This window comes from Streptomyces sp. NPDC048196, assembly GCF_040652715.1.
Classification (GTDB): domain Bacteria; phylum Actinomycetota; class Actinomycetes; order Streptomycetales; family Streptomycetaceae; genus Streptomyces; species Streptomyces siderophoricus.
On the sequence record NZ_JBEZMM010000024.1, the window covers coordinates 80,850 to 96,494 of the forward strand.

The 15,645-nt window shown below is 71.9% G+C and carries 15 protein-coding genes; 3 read left to right on the forward strand and 12 right to left on the reverse strand.

Going from position 1 to position 15,645, the window contains the following annotated elements; all coding sequences use genetic code 11:
• Positions 1-75: 75 nt before the first annotated feature.
• The gene (locus tag AB0E02_RS22955) at positions 76-711 is read right to left on the reverse strand and encodes a MerR family transcriptional regulator (RefSeq protein WP_362142192.1); all 636 of its coding nucleotides are present in this window, start codon (positions 709-711) and stop codon (positions 76-78) included.
• Positions 712-960: 249 nt separating this feature from the next.
• Here AB0E02_RS22955 and AB0E02_RS22960 point away from each other — a divergent pair, with 249 nt between their 5' ends.
• The 3 genes from AB0E02_RS22960 (at position 961) to AB0E02_RS22970 (ending at position 3,936) form a co-directional block, all read left to right on the forward strand.
• Positions 961-1,863 carry a hypothetical protein gene (locus AB0E02_RS22960; protein WP_362142194.1) on the forward strand — a complete coding sequence of 301 codons (903 nt, stop codon included), beginning with the start codon at positions 961-963 and terminating at the stop codon, positions 1,861-1,863.
• The gene (locus AB0E02_RS22965) at positions 1,860-2,321 is read left to right on the forward strand and encodes an ABA4-like family protein (RefSeq protein ID WP_362142142.1); all 462 of its coding nucleotides are present in this window, start codon (positions 1,860-1,862) and stop codon (positions 2,319-2,321) included. Before AB0E02_RS22960 ends, AB0E02_RS22965 begins: the two co-directional genes overlap by 4 nt.
• Before the next feature lie 496 nt (positions 2,322-2,817).
• Complete coding sequence (locus AB0E02_RS22970) at positions 2,818-3,936, forward strand: LLM class flavin-dependent oxidoreductase (protein WP_362142144.1); 1,119 nt, start codon at positions 2,818-2,820, stop codon at positions 3,934-3,936.
• A gap of 94 nt (positions 3,937-4,030) precedes the next feature.
• Here AB0E02_RS22970 and AB0E02_RS22975 read toward each other — a convergent pair whose 3' ends face one another.
• From AB0E02_RS22975 to AB0E02_RS23025, 11 genes are all read right to left on the reverse strand, one after another.
• Positions 4,031-6,847 carry a DEAD/DEAH box helicase gene (locus AB0E02_RS22975; protein WP_362142145.1) on the reverse strand — a complete coding sequence of 939 codons (2,817 nt, stop codon included), beginning with the start codon at positions 6,845-6,847 and terminating at the stop codon, positions 4,031-4,033.
• 151 nt (positions 6,848-6,998) lie between these two features.
• Positions 6,999-7,958 (reverse strand): twin-arginine translocase subunit TatC, encoded by a 960-nt coding sequence (gene tatC, locus AB0E02_RS22980; RefSeq protein ID WP_362142147.1) that lies wholly within the window; start codon positions 7,956-7,958, stop codon positions 6,999-7,001.
• 62 nt (positions 7,959-8,020) lie between these two features.
• A complete protein-coding gene (gene tatA / locus AB0E02_RS22985) occupies positions 8,021-8,320 on the reverse strand; it encodes a Sec-independent protein translocase subunit TatA (RefSeq protein ID WP_362142150.1) in 300 nt (99 codons plus the stop codon).
• A gap of 244 nt (positions 8,321-8,564) precedes the next feature.
• On the reverse strand, positions 8,565-8,780 hold the full coding sequence (locus AB0E02_RS22990) for a hypothetical protein (RefSeq protein ID WP_201809880.1): 216 nt from the start codon (positions 8,778-8,780) through the stop codon (positions 8,565-8,567).
• Between the two features lie 16 nt (positions 8,781-8,796).
• Positions 8,797-9,069, reverse strand: coding sequence for a hypothetical protein (locus AB0E02_RS22995; RefSeq protein ID WP_362142152.1), 273 nt, complete (start codon positions 9,067-9,069; stop codon positions 8,797-8,799).
• Between the two features lie 73 nt (positions 9,070-9,142).
• Entirely contained in the window at positions 9,143-10,093 is a 951-nt protein-coding gene (locus AB0E02_RS23000; RefSeq protein WP_362142153.1) for a WYL domain-containing protein, read from the reverse strand.
• Between the two features lie 20 nt (positions 10,094-10,113).
• Positions 10,114-11,178, reverse strand: a complete 1,065-nt coding sequence (locus tag AB0E02_RS23005) for a WYL domain-containing protein (protein ID WP_362142155.1) — start codon at positions 11,176-11,178, stop codon at positions 10,114-10,116.
• A gap of 154 nt (positions 11,179-11,332) precedes the next feature.
• A complete protein-coding gene (locus AB0E02_RS23010; RefSeq protein ID WP_261952443.1) occupies positions 11,333-11,707 on the reverse strand; it encodes an FKBP-type peptidyl-prolyl cis-trans isomerase in 375 nt (124 codons plus the stop codon).
• Between the two features lie 69 nt (positions 11,708-11,776).
• Positions 11,777-12,802: an FKBP-type peptidyl-prolyl cis-trans isomerase gene (locus AB0E02_RS23015; RefSeq protein ID WP_362142157.1), complete on the reverse strand. Its 1,026-nt coding sequence runs from the start codon at positions 12,800-12,802 to the stop codon at positions 11,777-11,779.
• 135 nt (positions 12,803-12,937) lie between these two features.
• The gene (gene pafA / locus AB0E02_RS23020) at positions 12,938-14,299 is read right to left on the reverse strand and encodes a Pup--protein ligase (protein ID WP_030414300.1); all 1,362 of its coding nucleotides are present in this window, start codon (positions 14,297-14,299) and stop codon (positions 12,938-12,940) included.
• A gap of 9 nt (positions 14,300-14,308) precedes the next feature.
• Positions 14,309-15,568, reverse strand: coding sequence for an MFS transporter (locus AB0E02_RS23025; protein ID WP_362142159.1), 1,260 nt, complete (start codon positions 15,566-15,568; stop codon positions 14,309-14,311).
• Positions 15,569-15,645: the final 77 nt, after the last annotated feature.

The window sequence follows — 15,645 nt, forward strand, 5'->3', positions numbered from 1 at the left end:
TCAGCCCCACCTGAAACGCCCCCCACCGGCGGGCCCGCGGGCAGCCCCTCGCGCTCCCGGGCCCGCCGGCCCCCCTCAGTCCGCCTCCCCGCCCTCGTACCTGCGGGCCGAGGCCTCCACATGCGCCAGCCGGCGCATCGCACTCAGGACCGCGTCCCCGACCACGGTCCCCACCACCACGCTCTCCACCAGGCGGTCGACCTCCGCGTTGCGGCCCACCCACGCCAGATCGGCGGTGGCCACCCGCTCACAGGCGTCGGCATAGTCGTCGAGGACCTCGCCGAAATCGCCGTGTCCGAGGCCCTGGAGAGTGGCCAGCGCGACCGCCAGCGCCTCGACGGACGGATTCTCCGGGGCGACCCGCCAGCCCCGCCGGCGGATCAGCCCGGCGGCCGCGTGCCGCGCCTCCTCGATGCCCTCCGGCGCGGCGACCTGCGGCGGGGCGATCGCCAGCTGCGCCGCGCCGAGGACCTTGTGCACCGGCTCCTCGGGTGAGTCGACGGCGGCCAGCACCTCCCGCACCTTCGCGACGGAGAGCCCGCCGACATCCATCAGCCCCCGGATCAACCGCAGCCGGCGGACGTGACCGTCGTCGTAACGCGCCTGATTGGGGCTGGTCAGCCGGCCCGCGGGCAGCAGCCCCTCGCGGACGTAGTACTTGATGGTCGGCACCGCGACCCCGGTCGCCCGGCTCAGCTCCCCGATGCGCATCCGCACCCGCCGCCCTTTCCCGCGCCGGGGTCCCGCCCCGCCGCCTGTCCCCCGGGCCCCCGCACACCCGGCCTTGCCATTTCCGCCCCCATCATAGATAGTCCAGCTATCAGATAGCGGAGAGCGCCACTATCCATTCTGCGGCCGCTGCCGCCCGCACACGCCTGGGCACCCGTGCACCTGCGCACCGGTGCCGTCCCTGGGGGACCCATGTCCAGATACCGTTCACTGCTCGCCTTCTCCTGGGCGATGGCCGCGCTCGCGGTCGTCGCCGCGGCCGGCCTGATCGTCGACGACCGCGTCGTGCTCGGGGCGCCGGTCTGGTTCAAGCCGTTCAAGTTCGCGGTGTCGTTCGCCGCCTACGGGCTGACCCTGGCCTGGATGCTGGCCCGGCGCCCCGCGCCCGGCCGGCTGGGCGCGGGGGCGGCCCATGTGGTCGTGGTGTCCGGGCTGATCGAAATGGCCATCATCACCGGCCAGGCCGTCCGCGGCCGGCGCAGCCACTTCAACATCGAAACCCCGCTGGACCAGGGCCTGTTCGTCGCGATGGGGCTCACCATCGTGGCCCTGTGGACCGCCACCCTGGTCATCGCGGTCCTGCTCTTCCGGGCCCGGCTCGGCGACCGGGCCACCACCTGGGCGATCCGCCTCGGCGTGCTGATCGCGCTGGCCGGACTGCTGCTCGGCGGGCTGATGCTGATGCCCACACCGGAACAGCAGGCCGACGGGCTGCGCACCGCCGTCGGCGCGCACAGCGTCGGCGTCCCCGACGGCGGTCCGGCCATGCCGGTGACCGGCTGGAACACCACCGGCGGCGATCTGCGCATCCCGCACTTCGTCGGCATGCACGCCCTCCAGGCGCTGCCGCTGTTCCTCTACGGGATCGAGGCGCTGGCCGGACGGTTCGCCCGGCTGCGCGACGCACGGGTCCGGCTGCGGCTGGTCCTGGTCGCGGCCGGCTTCCTCACCGGGCTACTGGCCCTGGTCACCTGGCAGGCACTGCGCGGCCAGGCCCTCATCCACCCGGACCCGGCCACGCTGACCGCACTCGCCGCCCTCGCCACCGCCACCGGCCTCGCCACGTACGCGGCCCTCCGCCACCACCCCGCGCCCTCCCTCACCCCCACCCTCGCCACGGAGTCCCCCGCATGACCCCCAGCGCCCTGTTCGATCTGGCCTTCCTCCTCGCCGCGCCGTTCTGGGCGCTGCTGATCCTGGCTCCCGGCCGGCGCTGGACCGACCGGATCGCCGCCTCGCCCCTCCCGATGGTCCCGGTCCTGGCGGTCTACCTCGCCCTGGCCGTCCCGGTGTTCCCGCAGCTCTGGGCGGCCGTCAGCCACCCCGACCTGACCGGCTTCCAGGACCTGCTGCGCCTCGGCGGCGGGGCCGGCGCGATCTGGGCACAGGTGATCGCCTGGGACCTGTTCCTGGGCCAGTGGATGTACCGCGAGGCCCGCGCCCTGCACCTCCACCCCCTCCTGATGGGCCCCCTGCTCCTCCTGACCGTCCTCCTCTCCCCGATCGGCGTGCTGATCTTCCTCGCGATACGGGCGACGGCGCGGCGGGGGAAGGGAAGGGGGGCGGAGGGCCGGGCCCGCACGGCACGCTGACGGAGATCCGTACACGGCGACGGGAGCCGGGCCGGCGCGGAGAACACGCCGAGCCCGGCCCCGGACGCCCACGCCTGCGCCCGCGCCCGCTCCGGCCACCTGCCACCTGCCACCTGCCACCTGCCACCTGCCACCTGCCACCTGCTCAGGTGAACGTCCCGCAGGCGCGGCTCAGTGCCGAACCCACGCGGCGAGGCGCGGCCTCCATCCGGCAATACGCCCCGGGCTCCGTCGGGCGCAGCACCTCGACTGAGCAGCGCCGTCCAGCAGGTAACTCAACTCCCCCGCACCGGACGGCATTTGGTTGACGGTGCATGCATCTTCTGTTCCACTGAACTCATGCGTCCTCACACGCGGCTGGTCACCCGTGACCACATCGACTTCGGTCGGGTGTGGTCCGCTTCCTGTTGCCGCTGACTTCTCCGTGGCGCGGACCTTCCCTCCGCGATTCCCGGCGCCCGGCGCGCCCGCCCTACGAGAAGACGAGGCCCTACCCATGCCTGTCGAGTTCCTCGGCATTGCCGCGACCAACGACGGTTCCGAAGTCGCCCCCCGCTCCGGTGCGTCCTTCGACAAGGACTACACCCTCAAGCTCGCCCGCGCCCATGAGCAGTACGGCTGGGACCGGGTGCTGTTCGCCTACGGCTCCGGCTCCCCCGATCCCTCCCCGGCCGCCGCCTACGTCGCCGCCCGCACCGACGCCCTGCAGATCCTGGTGGCGCACCGCCCCAACGTGTCGTACCCGACCTTCGCCGCGAAGACCTTCGCCACGCTCGACCGGATCAGCGACGGCCGGCTCGCGGTGCACTTCATCACCGGCGGCAACGACCACGAGCAGCGGCGCGAGGGCGACACCCTGACCAAGGACGAGCGCTACGACCGCACCCGGGAATACATCCGGATCGTCAAGAAGATCTGGACCACCCACGAGCCCTTCGACCACGAGGGCGCCCACTACCGCTTCCACGACTTCGTCTCCGACACCTTCCCCCTCCAACGGCCCCATCCGCAGGTGTCGTTCGGCGGCTCCTCACCCGCGGCATACGCGGCGGGCGGTGCCGAGGCGGACATCTACTGCCTGTGGGGCGAGCCGCTGGCGCAGACCGCCGAGCAGATCGCCTCGGTGAAGGCGGCGGCGCGGGCGGCCGGCCGCAGCGACGTCCCCAGGATCCAGGTCGCCTTCCGGCCGATCATCGCGCCCACCGAGGAACTGGCCTGGGAGAAGGCGCACCGCACCCTGGACCGGATCAAGGCGCGCAAGGCGGGCGGTGCGCCCAGCCGCCGCCATCCGGCGACCCACCCGCAGAACGCCGGCTCCCAGCGGCTGCTGGCGGTGGCCGCCGAGGGCGAGCGGCACGACCGGGCGCTGTGGACGCCGACGGCGGCGGAGACCGGCGGCGCGGGGAACTCCACCGCCCTGGTCGGTACGCCGGAGACCGTCGCCCAGGCGCTGCTCGACTACTACGACCTGGGCGTGGAAATCCTCTCCGCGCGCGGTTACGACCTGCTCGACGACGCCGTCGACTTCGGCCGGTACGTCATCCCGCTCGTCCGCGAGGAGGTCGCCAAGCGCGACGCCGAGCGGGCGGCGGCGGACGCACGGCAGGCGTCGTAACCGCACCGGACCGGCCTACGACGACGGCGCCGCGCCCCCGCCGAGGGGGACGCGGCGCCGTCGCCGTGCGGTGCGCCGTCGCGCGGACGGCCCGTCAGCCCACCGAGGAGTACGCGACCACACCGCGCAGCACGCCGTCCATGGCCCGGCGGGCGTTCTTCGCCACCGAGCTGCCGGCCGGGGCGGCGGCCGCGATCTGGCCGAGGATGTCGACCAGTTGCTTGCACCAGCGGACGAAGTCGCCGGCGGGCATCTCCGCCTCGCGGAGCACCTCGTCCAGGCCGAAGCCGGCCGCCCAGCGATAGGCGGCCCAGGCGAAGCCGAGGTCCGGTTCGCGCTGGCCGACGCCCTCCGCCTGGTTGATCCGGTGGTCCTCCTCCAGGGCGTCCAGCCGGCCCCAGATGCGGACCATCTCGCCGAGCGCGTCCCGCGCCTTGCCGGCCGGCAGCTTGGGGGCCACCGCGTCATCCGCCTGCCGGGCCTCGTACACCAACGCGGAGGCGCAGGCGGCGAGTTCGGCCGGGCCGAGGTCCTCCCAGACGCCGTCCCGCAGACACTCGCTGGCCAGCAGGTCCAGCTCGCCGTAGAGCCGGGCGAGCCGACGGCCCTCGTCGGTGACCTCGTCCCCTTCGAGGTAGCCCAGCTCGGTCAGCAGCGCACAGATCCGGTCGAAGGTGCGGGCGATGGTGTTCGTCCGGCCCTCGATCCGGCGCTCCAGCTGGCGGGTGTCCCGCTTGAGGCGGTGGTAGCGCTCCGCCCAGCGCGCGTGGTCCTCGCGCTCGTCGCAGCCGTGGCAGGGATGGGCGCGGATCGCGGTGCGCAGCTGGGAGATCTCGCGGTCGTCGACCGCCGCCGACCGGGGCTTGCGGTGGCGCGACGGCACGAGGTGCCCGGCCTTCGTGCGCAGCGCGGACGCCAGATCGCGGCGGGACTGCGGGCTGCGGGCGTTGAACGACTTGGGGATCCGCATCCGGTCGAGCGCCGTCACCGGCACCGGGAAGTCGATCGAGCCGAGCCGCTTGACCTGCCGCTCGGCGGTCAGCACCAGCGGCCGCGGGCCGTCCTGCGACTCGAAACCGCGGTGGCCGTTGGTCCGGCCCGACGGCATACCGGGGTCGAGGACCAGCGCCAGGCCGGCGTACTTGCCGGTCGGCACATGGATCACATCGCCCGGCTTCAGCTTCTCCAGGGCCGCCGCGGCCGCCACCCGGCGCTGCGCGGCGCCCTGCTTGGCCAGCTCCGTCTCACGGTCCTTCAACTCCCGCCGCAGCCGGGAGTACTCCTCGAAGTCGCCGAGGTGGCAGGTCATCGAGGCGCGGTAGCCGTCCAGGCCCTCCTCGTTGCGCTGCACCTGCCGGGTGATGCCGACCACCGACTTGTCGGCCTGGAACTGCGCGAACGACATCTCCAGCAGCTCGCGCGAACGGTGCCGGCCGAACTGCGAGACGAGGTTGACCGCCATGTTGTACGACGGCTTGAACGACGACCGCAGCGGGTACGTCCGGGTGCCGGCGAGCCCGGCCAGCGCGGCCGGGTTCATCCCGCGCTGCCACAGCACCACCGCATGGCCCTCGATGTCGATGCCGCGGCGCCCGGCCCGGCCGGTCAACTGGGTGTATTCGCCGGGGGTGATGTCGGCGTGCTGCTCGCCGTTCCACTTCACGAGCTTTTCCAACACCACCGAACGCGCCGGCATGTTGATGCCCAGCGCCAGGGTCTCGGTGGCGAAGACCGCCTTCACCAGGCCCTTGACGAAGAGTTCCTCGACGACCTCCTTGAAGGTCGGCAGCATGCCGGCGTGGTGCGCCGCGATGCCCCGCTCCAGGCCCTCCAGCCACTCGTAGTAGCCCAGCACATGGAGGTCGTCGTCCGGGATCCCGGCCGTCCGGGCCTCCACTATGCGGCGGACCTGTTCGCGGCCCTCCGCGTCGTTGAGGCGCAGCCCCGAATACAGGCACTGCTGGACCGCGGCCTCGCAGCCGGCCCGGCTGAAGATGAACGTGATCGCGGGCAGCAGGCCCTCGTTGTCGAGGCGGTCGATGACCTCGGGCCGGCTCGGCGTCCAGATCCGCGCCCGCTGCCGCCGCTCGCGCTCGCGGTCCGCCTCCCGCATCGTGCGGCCCCGGCGCTTGTCCCGGCCGAAGGTCGGCCGGCTGTTCTCCATCCGTGCGAGTCGTTCCAGGTCGGGATTGACCTCCCGGCGTGCGCCCTTGGCGCCGTCCCGCTCCTCGAAGAGGTCGTATATCCGGCGGCCGGCGAGGACGTGCTGCCACAGCGGGACGGGGCGGTGCTCGGAGACGATCACGGCGGTGTCGCCACGCACCGTGTCGAGCCAGTCACCGAACTCCTCGGCGTTGGAGACCGTGGCGGACAGCGAGACCAGCGTCACCGATTCGGGGAGGTGGATGATCACCTCTTCCCAGACGGCACCGCGGAAGCGGTCGGAGAGGTAGTGCACCTCGTCCATGACCACGTACGCCAGGCCGATCAGCGACTGGGAGCCGGCGTAGAGCATGTTCCGCAGGACCTCGGTGGTCATCACGATCACCGGCGCCTCGGAGTTGACGCTGTTGTCGCCGGTCAGCAGGCCGACCTTCGCCGCGCCGTACCGCTTGACCAGGTCCTGGTACTTCTGGTTGGACAGTGCCTTGATCGGCGTGGTGTAGAAGCATTTGCGGCCCTGCTCCAGGGCCAGGTGGACGGCGAATTCGCCGACGATCGTCTTGCCGGATCCGGTGGGGGCGGCGACCAGCACGCCCTGACCGGCCTCCAGGGCCTGGCAGGCATCGACCTGGAACGGGTCCAGCTCGAAGTCGTACAGCTCCCGGAAACCGGCAAGTGCGGTGGCCTGATCGGCCGCCCGGAGCTTGGCGGCGGCATAGCGCTCAGCAGGGGACATGTCCTCGGTCATCGTGCCTACGAGCCTACCGGCCACCTCTGACAACGACCCGATCTTTATGGGCGGCCTTTACCGAGCGGGGGCCCGGCGGAGCACCATGCGAAAGGCCCCGGGCTCGCGCGAGCCCGGGGGGGGCCGTCACAGCATGTGAGGGGTAGTCACCTCACGTCACGTCGTCGTAACCGCCCCGCGGCCCGGCGCCGTCCTCCGGTTCGCCGCTCGCCTGCTCCGGCAGCATCCGCCCCGAGGAGACCGGCTCGATCGAGCCGACCTCGGACGGCGTCAGATCGAGCTCCGAGGCCTCGTCGTCGCTCAGCCCCGCGTCCGGGTTGCCCAGCCGGCGGCGGCGGTCGTTGAAGAGGCAGATGCCGGCAGCGCCGAAGTACAGCACCACGATCGGGGCGGCCAGCAGGCTCATGGTCAGCGGGTCACCGGTCGGGGTGGCGAGGGCCGCGAAGACCGTGATGCCGAGGACCATGAACCGCCACCAGCTCATGATCCGGCGCCCGGTGACCACGCCGCCGAAGTTGAGCAGCACCAGCAGCAGCGGCAGCTCGAAGGCGAGCCCGAACACCACGATCATGCGCGTGACGATGTCGAAGAACTCGTCGGCCGGGAAGAGGTTGGCCCAGTCGTCCGGGGTCAGACCGACCAGGGCACCCGCCGTGGTCGGCAGCACCGCGTAGGCGAGGTAGGCACCGGCCAGGAAGAGCGGCACGCCGGCCCCGACGAAGCTCAGCGCGTACTTCTTCTCGTGCTTGTGCAGGCCCGGCGCGAGGAAGGCCCAGAGCTGGTAGAGCCAGATCGGGCTGGCACCGACGACGCCCACCGTGAGCGACAGCTTGAGCAGGATGGTGAAGGGCGCCAGCAGACCGTTGGCGGTGACCTCGGCGCACGGATGCGTACGCGGAGCGGTCACGCTGCCCCGCCCGCAGCCGACCGCGTCGATGACCGGCCCCGTGATGAAGTGGGCGATGGCGTCGTACTGCCACATCGCGACGACGGTGACGACACCGATCGCCAGCACCGACTTCAGCAGTCTGTTGCGCAGCTCACGCAGGTGCGCCGCGAGCGGCATCCGCCCCTCGGGGTCCTTCTCCTGCTTGCGGGCAGACTTGAGCAACCCACTTCCTCGTCTCGTGCATCAGCCGTCCCGGACCGGGCGGGGCGACGGGATCGGTTCGGTCAGCTCTGCTTGGTCGTCTGGTTCGGCTCGGCGACCGGGCGCGAGCTGCTCACATCGCCGGGGGCCGCCTGAATCGTGCGGGGGGCCTGCTGGCCGGCGTCGGCGGATGCCTCGGACGAGGTGCCGGCCGACGCACCGTCCGCCTCGCCGTCCTTCTTCATCGCCTTGGCCTCGCTCTTGAGGATCCGGGCGGACTTGCCGAGCGAACGCGCCATGTCCGGGAGCTTCTTCGCGCCGAACAGCAGCACGATCACGACGAGGATCAGGATGATCTCGGGGGCCCTCAGGTTGCTCAACATGTGCGACTACCTTCTCGCCGGGGCGGCGTCTGCTGTGGTGCCTGCCGATGGGGTCGGGCTGGCGTCCTGGTGCTCGATCGATCGTAACGTTCGGTGGTGAACGTCCGGCAATCCCCGTGCAACCTCCGGATTGCCACGACCGCCGCGCTCTTCGAACCGCGGGGGAAGCCTACCTCTCCGCCCTGCCGCACAGGAGGGCGCCGACCTCTGCGGCGACGTCCGGGCGCCGGACCCGGCCCCGGCGTCAGTCCCCGGCCCGGTCCCGGCCGGCCTCGTGCATCCGGGAGGCCAGCGGCACCGCCGCCCGTTCCAGGTCCTGGGCGGCCCGCTGGATCCGCTCCGACGCCGTGCCGACCTGGCGGGCCAGCCGGCGCACCTCGACGAAGACACGGACGGCGAGCACGCCCAGTACGGCGATCCCGAGGAAGCCGAGGGCGATGGCGATCATGGGCCAGAGCATGGGGCGAGCCTATCGGTCAGCCCGAGTGCAGCCGCAGCGTGCGCACCCCGCCGCCGGTCAGCAGCTCGACGATCCGCTCACCGGCGGGCCGGCGCACCGCCCGCCGGCAGTCCGGGCAGGTGAAGGAGTAGAAGGTGGTGCGGCGGCTGCCGCCGATGGCCAGCCGGAAGGCGTCCGAGGCCAGCTCGAAGCGGCCCCGGCAGTCCGGGCAGGCCGCCTTGAACAGCACCGGAGCGGCTCCGTCCGCCGGGGCGGCGGTCGCCGTCCCGGTCGCCATGGTGGTCGTCATCCCTCGCTGCCTCCTGCCACTGGACACGGCCCTCTCCCTACGGCGTCGCTGCGCGGTGGCCGGGCCGCCCGGCTCACTCGCCGTACGCCGCGAGCGCCTGCTCGGCGGCGCGCCGGGCACTGTCCGCCAGCGCCTGCGGCGCCACGATCCGGCCGTCCCGGCCCAGCCGCAGCGCCAGCCGCCGCAGCGACGCCGGGTCGGGGGTGCGCAGGGTGATCCGCAGCCCGCCGTCGGGCAGCTCCTCGGCGCTGTCGTGCGGGTAGTACTCGGCGACCCAGCGGCCGCCCGGCCCGACCTCGATGGACACCTCGGGGTCCTCGGCGGCCGGCTGCACCAGGCCCTCGGACAGGTCGCGCAGCTCGACCGGCGGCGGGTCGGCGGGCGCGTCCAGCAGCTTGATCTCGGCGACCCGGTCGAGCCGGAAGGTGCGCCGGGCCTCCGAGAGCCGGCACCAGGCCTCCACGTAGGTGTGGCCGACGGCGAACAGCCGGATCGGGTCCACCTCGCGCTCGGTCAGCTCGTCGCGGGCCGGGGAGTAGTAGCGCAGCCACAGCCGGCGCCGTTCGGCGATCGCCCGGTCGACGTCGGCGAACACCCCGCCCTCGGACTCGAAGGTCACCGAGAGCCGGGAGCTGGCGCCGGCCGCCTCACCGGCCGCCGCCTCCAGCTTGGCGGTGGCCCGCAGCAGCGCCTGCCGGTCACCCTCCCGCAGCCCCGGGAGCGTGGCGACCGCGCGGGCCGCCACCAGCAGGGCGGTGGCCTCGTCGGCGGCCAGCCGCAGCGGCTCGGCGACGTCGTCGGGGTTGTGCCACCAGATGCGGTCCCCGTCGGTGTCGATGTCCAGCAGATCGCCGCCGCGGAAGCTCGTACCGCACATGGGCAGTACGTCGAGGTCGGCGATCAGCTCGTCCTCGGTGATGCCGAAGGCGCGCGCGACGTCGCCGACGCGGGCGCCGGGGCGCTCGCGCAGATACGTCACCAGCGACAGCATCCGGCGGGTCTGGTCGATCGCGTTCGTGGCCATGAGTGAAGCTCCCGTCCCTCTCAGCCCTTGGCCACGGCGCGCAGCCGGTCGATGACGTCGGCGCGCAGTTCCGCGGGTTCCAGTACGACCACGTCGGGCCCGAACTCCACCAGCCAGGCGTCGAGTCCGTGGCCGTTGGGGATCTCCAGCTCGTCCCAGCCGTCGCCCAGGTCCCGGACGGTCAGCGCGCGGGACCGCAGCGGATAGCCGTGCTCGGCGCGGAGCTTGATCCGGGCGGTGCCGGTGGCGGTCTCCCCCGCCCAGCTCTCGACGGTCTCGCGGACGGTGACGTGGTCGGGCACCGGCGCGGTGAACTTCCCTTGCCGGGAACGGACCTTGCCGGTGATCCGGGAGAGCCGGAAGACCCGCTCGGCCTGGCGCTCGCGGTCCCAGCCGGCGACGTACCAGTGGCCGCGCCAGCACTCCAGGATCCACGGCTCGACCTGGCGCTGCTCGGGGCGGGCGGCGTTGGACTTGCGGTAGTCGAACACGACCGGGCGGCGGTCGCGGCAGGCCAGCATCAGCGGTTCGAAGGCGGCCTCGTGGGCGGGGATACGGGGTTCGAGCGCGCTGTGCGGCTGCCCGGCGTCGTAGTCCTCGCCCTCCCCGGCCAGCGGCATCCCGGCCGCCCGCAGCTTCTGCAGCGCGCCGCTGGCCGCGCCGGCCAGCCGGGCCTGCTGCCAGACCTTGGCGGCCAGCCCGAGGGCGGCGGCCTCCTCGGCGTCCAGGGTGATCGGGGGCAGCCGGTTGCTGTCGCGGCGGGCGAGGTAGCCGACCTCGCCGTCGATGCCCTCGACGGTCTCGATGACCAGGCCCAGCTCGCGCAGGTCGTCCTTGTCCCGCTCGAACATGCGGTTGAAGGCTTCGTCGCCGCCCGGAGTGCCGTTGCCGGCCCCGAAGGCCGCAGCGCGTCCCGGCCCGAAGGCCGCAGCGCGTCCCGGCCCGAAGGCCGCGGCGTGTCCCGGCCCGAAGGCCTCGATGTACGCCTCGATGGACGAGCGGAGCTCGCGCTTGGTCAGCGGGCGTCGCGTCCCCAGCAGGCACAGCGCCAGATTCATCAGCCGCTCGGCCTTGGCAATGGCCATCGACGCCCTTTCTCGTTGTTCTCCCGATCGTTGACCGTACCGCTCGGGGTGCGGAAGGTAAAAGCCGAGGGCCCATGGCCGAGGGCCCGTGCCACAAGGTGGCACGGGCCCTCGGGTGCGTCGGCGGCCGCCCCGGTCGGGAGCGGCGGCGGCGTCAGACGGAGACCAGGTCGCAGACGAAGATCAGGGTCTCGTTGGGGGCGATCCGGCCGCCCCCGGCGCCGTGCGCGCCGTACGCCAGGTGCGGCGGGATGGTCAGCCGGCGGCGGCCGCCGACCTTCATGCCCTGGACGCCCTGGTCCCAGCCGGCGATGACCTGGCCGGCACCGAGCTGGAACTGCAGCGGCTTGCCGCGGTTCCAGCTGGCGTCGAACTCCTCGCCGGTGCTGAAGGACACACCGACGTAGTGGACGGAGACCGTGTCCCCGGCCTTGGCGACCGGCCCGTCGCCCTCCGTCAGGTCCACGATTTCGAGCTCGGTGGGAGCCGGGCCCTCAGGAAAGTCGATCTCGGGCTTGTCGATGCTCACTGATGTGCTCCTACTTGCGAATCTTTACGATTACCGGGCCAGTCTCGCAGATCTTGACGTCGTCGCTGGTCAGACGGTGCCGACGATGTCGACCGAGAAGACCAGGGTGTTCTTGGCCAGCTCGTGCTGCGGGCTCGCGCCGTACCCCAGCTTCGGCGGAATGACGATCTCCACCCGGTCCCCGACGTGCTTGCCTACCAGCGCCTTGTCCCAGCCCTGGACGACCTGCCCGGTACCGATCTGGAACGCGGTCGCACCCCCGTGGTCCCAGGAGGAGTCGAACTTCTTGCCGTCCTCCCACTTCACACCGGTGTACTGCGCGATCAGCCCGTCGCCGGCCTTCACCACGGGGCCCTTGCCCTTGATCAGCACCTGCTGCTCCAGGCCCTTGGGCGCCTTCTCCCCCTTGGGGATGGTGATCTTCGCGGCCTTCTCGTCCGCCGCGGTCACCTCCGGCATCCCGCTCTCGGCGTCGGCCTGCTTGCCCTCGGCCTTCGCCTTCTTGTCGACCTTCTTCGCGCCGACCACATCGACGACCCAGACCAGGCCGTCCCCCGGCTTGATCCCGGACTGCGGGTTCAGGCCCGCGCCGATCAGCGCCTTGGCGGTGCCCTCGACCTCGAACCGGCTGCCGACCTTCTGCCCGGCGACCGCCGACATCACCTTCGGCGGCAGCATCTGCTGCGTCATCTGGTCGGTGACCTCGCTGACGACCTGGGTGCGCGGCGCGCCCTTCTCGGCGCCGGGCTGCGGCGCCCAGCTGCTGCCCAGGTTCTGGCCCTTCATGGTCTGCGCCGCGAAGTCCAGGCGGACCAGGTCACCCTTCTTGACGGTCGCGCCCTTCCCCTGGACGAGGGTCTTGGTGACGGCCGTGTCGGACGGCTTGGCGCCCTTCGGCACCGTGATCTTGGGCTGCGCCCCCGGCTTGCCCGTGACCTTCACGACGGCTTCGCCCGACGAGCCCTTGCCGTCGTCGGACCCGCAGGCGGCGGTGATCAGCAGGAGGGGCACGGTCAGCGCGGCGACGGCGGCGCGACGGGCGGGCTTCGGGAACGAGCGGTGGTGCGGGGGGCGTGCCCCGGAGAGATTCAGCATCAGTCCAACTCGGGCTCGTGGGGTGGTGGGCAATGCCCGCCACTCTACGACCTGTGCCCGTGGGCCCTTCCCGGCACAACACAGCAATGTGCCGGGAGCGCTCGGCTCCCGGCACATCTCCGCATTCCCCGCGGGTCACATTCCGGCGATCAGCTTCTCCACCCGGTCGTCCACCGAACGGAACGGGTCCTTGCACAGGACCGTACGCTGCGCCTGGTCATTGAGCTTGAGGTGCACCCAGTCGACGGTGAAATCCCGGCGCTGTTCCTGCGCCCGCCGGATGAAGTCACCGCGCAGCCGGGCCCGAGTCGTCTGCGGGGGCACCGACTTGCCCTCGAAGATCTTCAAGTCATTGCAGATACGCGCCGCTTGACCCTTCCGCTCCAGGAGGTAGTAAAGCCCCCGGCGGCGGTGAATGTCGTGATACGCGAGGTCTATCTGCGCCACTCGTGGGTGGGACATCGTGATGTTGTTCTTCGTGCGGTACCGCTCGATCAGCTGATGTTTCATCACCCAGTCGATCTCGGTGGAGATGCGGTCCAGTTCCTGGTCGCGGATCGCCTCCAGGGTGCGGCCCCACAGTTCCAGTACGCGTTCCACGAGACCGGTGCGGATTCCGCGGCGGTCGCAGAAATCCACCGCCTTTTCGTAGTACTCCTGCTGGACCTCCAGCGCCGAGGCCTCCCGCCCGCTGGCCAGCCGCACCTTGCGCTGACCGGTGGTGTCGTGGCTGACCTCGCGGATCGCGCGGATCGGATTCTCCAGCGTCAGATCGCGCATGACCGTGCCGGCCTCGATCATCCGCAGGACGAGATCCGTGGCGCCCACCTTGAGCATCATCGTCGTCTCGGACATGTTCGAGTCGCCGACGATGACGTGCAGCCGGCGATAGCGCTCGGCGTCCGCATGCGGTTCGTCACGGGTGTTGATGATCGGGCGGGAGCGGGTGGTCGCCGAGGAGACGCCCTCCCAGATGTGCTCCGCGCGCTGGCTGACGCAGTAGACGGCGCCCCGCGGCGTCTGCAGGACCTTGCCCGCGCCGCAGAGCAGCTGGCGGGTGACCAGGAACGGAATGAGGATGTCCGCGAGCCGGGAGAACTCGCCGTGGCGGGCGACGAGGTAATTCTCGTGGCAGCCGTAGGAGTTTCCCGCCGAATCGGTGTTGTTCTTGAACAGATAGACGTCGCCCGCGATTCCCTCCTCATGCAGGCGGCGCTCGGCGTCGACGAGCAGGCCCTCGAGAATGCGCTCACCGGCCTTGTCGTGGGTGACCAGCTCGGTCACGTTGTCGCACTCGGGAGTTGCGTATTCCGGGTGCGAACCCACGTCCAAGTACAGGCGGGCGCCGTTCCGCAGGAAGACATTGCTGCTGCGGCCCCATGACACGACACGGCGGAAGAGGTACCGCGCCACTTCGTCAGGCGACAGTCGGCGCTGTCCCCTGAACGTGCACGTGACGCCGTACTCGTTCTCCAGCCCGAAAATGCGGCGGTCCATGACTGAACATTACGCCTGACGGCCTGCTCTGAAACCGGGTTCGACGGCCCCGTTTCGATCATTTTCCGCCGGGGCGGCACCCGCCGTACGCCGCCCGGGCTCCCCCAGAAATCGCTTCGTCGACAAAAGGACCAGCAGTGCGGCGAGCCCGCCCGCCCCCGCCACCGCGAAGCCGGCCTGCGCACCGCCGCCCTCCACGGCCGGACCGGCCACCGACATGCCCACCGCCGACCCCACCCCGAAGGTCGTCACCAGCCACGAAAACGCCTCGGTGACCGTCCCCTTGGGCGCATGCCGGTCCACCACCACGAACGCACACGCCAGCGCCGGCGCCAGGAACACCCCGGCGACACCGGTCAGCGCGGTCATCCCGGCCACGCCCGGGACCAGCACCAGCGGCAGATACCCCAGCGCCAGCAGCCCGATCAGCAGCCGCAGCCGGTTCTCCGGGTGCCCCGGCCAGTCCCGGGCACCGTAGACCAGCCCGCCGGCCAGCGCCCCGGCACCCAGCGCGGAGAGCAGCCAGCTGGAGACCGCCCCGCCGCCGTGCTCGTCCGCGTACGCCACCGCCGTGACCGCGATCGATCCCAGCGCCAGGCCCACGAAGAAGAACGCCCCGATCAGCACCAGCATCCCGGCCGACCGCAGGGCGCCCAGCCAGTGCGCCTCGCGGGGCGCGCTGCGCCACTGCCGGGACGGCGGCGACACCACGACCGAGAGCGCGCCGAGCACCCCCACGGCGTTGATGACCAGCAGTGCGGCCCCCGCCGACCACGCCGCCACGCACAGCGTCACCAGCAACGGACCCACCGCGAACATGACTTCCTGCGCCACCGCGTCCAGTGCGTAGGCGGCGTGCACCCGGTCCGGGCGCTTGAGCACGCCGGGCCACAGCGCCCGCAGCCCGCCCTCCAGAGGGGGCGTGAAGAAACCGGCGACCACCATGGCGGCGTAGGCGAGCCACAGCACGTCCAGGCCGACGGCCGCCAGCAGCGCCATGCCGAGGGCGGAGAGCACCGACGCGGGCAGCATCACCCGTGGCTGCCCGTAGAGGTCCACGGCCCGGCCGAGCAGCGGCTGGCCGATCGCGTTGCACACGCCGTAGACCGCCGAGAGCACGCCGGCCAGGGCGTAGCTGCCGCCCTCGGCCCGCGCGAACAGCACCACCGCCAGCGCGGCGGTGGCGTTCGGCAGCCGACCGACCAGCGTTCCGGCCAGCAGCCGGGCCGCATGCCGGGTTCTCAGCAGCTCCGCATAACCCGCGGCCATCCCCGCCCCTTTTCTGTCCGGTCCGGTCCGGACGGCAGTGTTACGTATAACGTCCTCCGTCATACGTACCATGGCGG

Excerpts from the sequence above, each read along its gene's own strand:
- AB0E02_RS22955 (WP_362142192.1), bottom strand. The coding sequence starts at position 711 with ATGCGCATCGGGGAGCTGAGCCGGGCGACCGGGGTCGCGGTGCCGACC.
- AB0E02_RS22960 (WP_362142194.1), top strand. The coding sequence starts at position 961 with ATGGCCGCGCTCGCGGTCGTCGCCGCGGCCGGCCTGATCGTCGACGAC.
- AB0E02_RS22965 (WP_362142142.1), top strand. The coding sequence starts at position 1,860 with ATGACCCCCAGCGCCCTGTTCGATCTGGCCTTCCTCCTCGCCGCGCCG.
- AB0E02_RS22970 (WP_362142144.1), top strand. The coding sequence starts at position 2,818 with ATGCCTGTCGAGTTCCTCGGCATTGCCGCGACCAACGACGGTTCCGAA.
- AB0E02_RS22975 (WP_362142145.1), bottom strand. The coding sequence starts at position 6,847 with ATGACCGAGGACATGTCCCCTGCTGAGCGCTATGCCGCCGCCAAGCTC.
- tatA (WP_362142150.1), bottom strand. The coding sequence starts at position 8,320 with ATGTTGAGCAACCTGAGGGCCCCCGAGATCATCCTGATCCTCGTCGTG.
- AB0E02_RS22990 (WP_201809880.1), bottom strand. The coding sequence starts at position 8,780 with ATGCTCTGGCCCATGATCGCCATCGCCCTCGGCTTCCTCGGGATCGCC.
- AB0E02_RS22995 (WP_362142152.1), bottom strand. The coding sequence starts at position 9,069 with ATGACGACCACCATGGCGACCGGGACGGCGACCGCCGCCCCGGCGGAC.
- AB0E02_RS23000 (WP_362142153.1), bottom strand. The coding sequence starts at position 10,093 with ATGGCCACGAACGCGATCGACCAGACCCGCCGGATGCTGTCGCTGGTG.
- AB0E02_RS23005 (WP_362142155.1), bottom strand. The coding sequence starts at position 11,178 with ATGGCCATTGCCAAGGCCGAGCGGCTGATGAATCTGGCGCTGTGCCTG.
- AB0E02_RS23015 (WP_362142157.1), bottom strand. The coding sequence starts at position 12,802 with ATGCTGAATCTCTCCGGGGCACGCCCCCCGCACCACCGCTCGTTCCCG.
- pafA (WP_030414300.1), bottom strand. The coding sequence starts at position 14,299 with ATGGACCGCCGCATTTTCGGGCTGGAGAACGAGTACGGCGTCACGTGC.
- AB0E02_RS23025 (WP_362142159.1), bottom strand. The coding sequence starts at position 15,568 with ATGGCCGCGGGTTATGCGGAGCTGCTGAGAACCCGGCATGCGGCCCGG.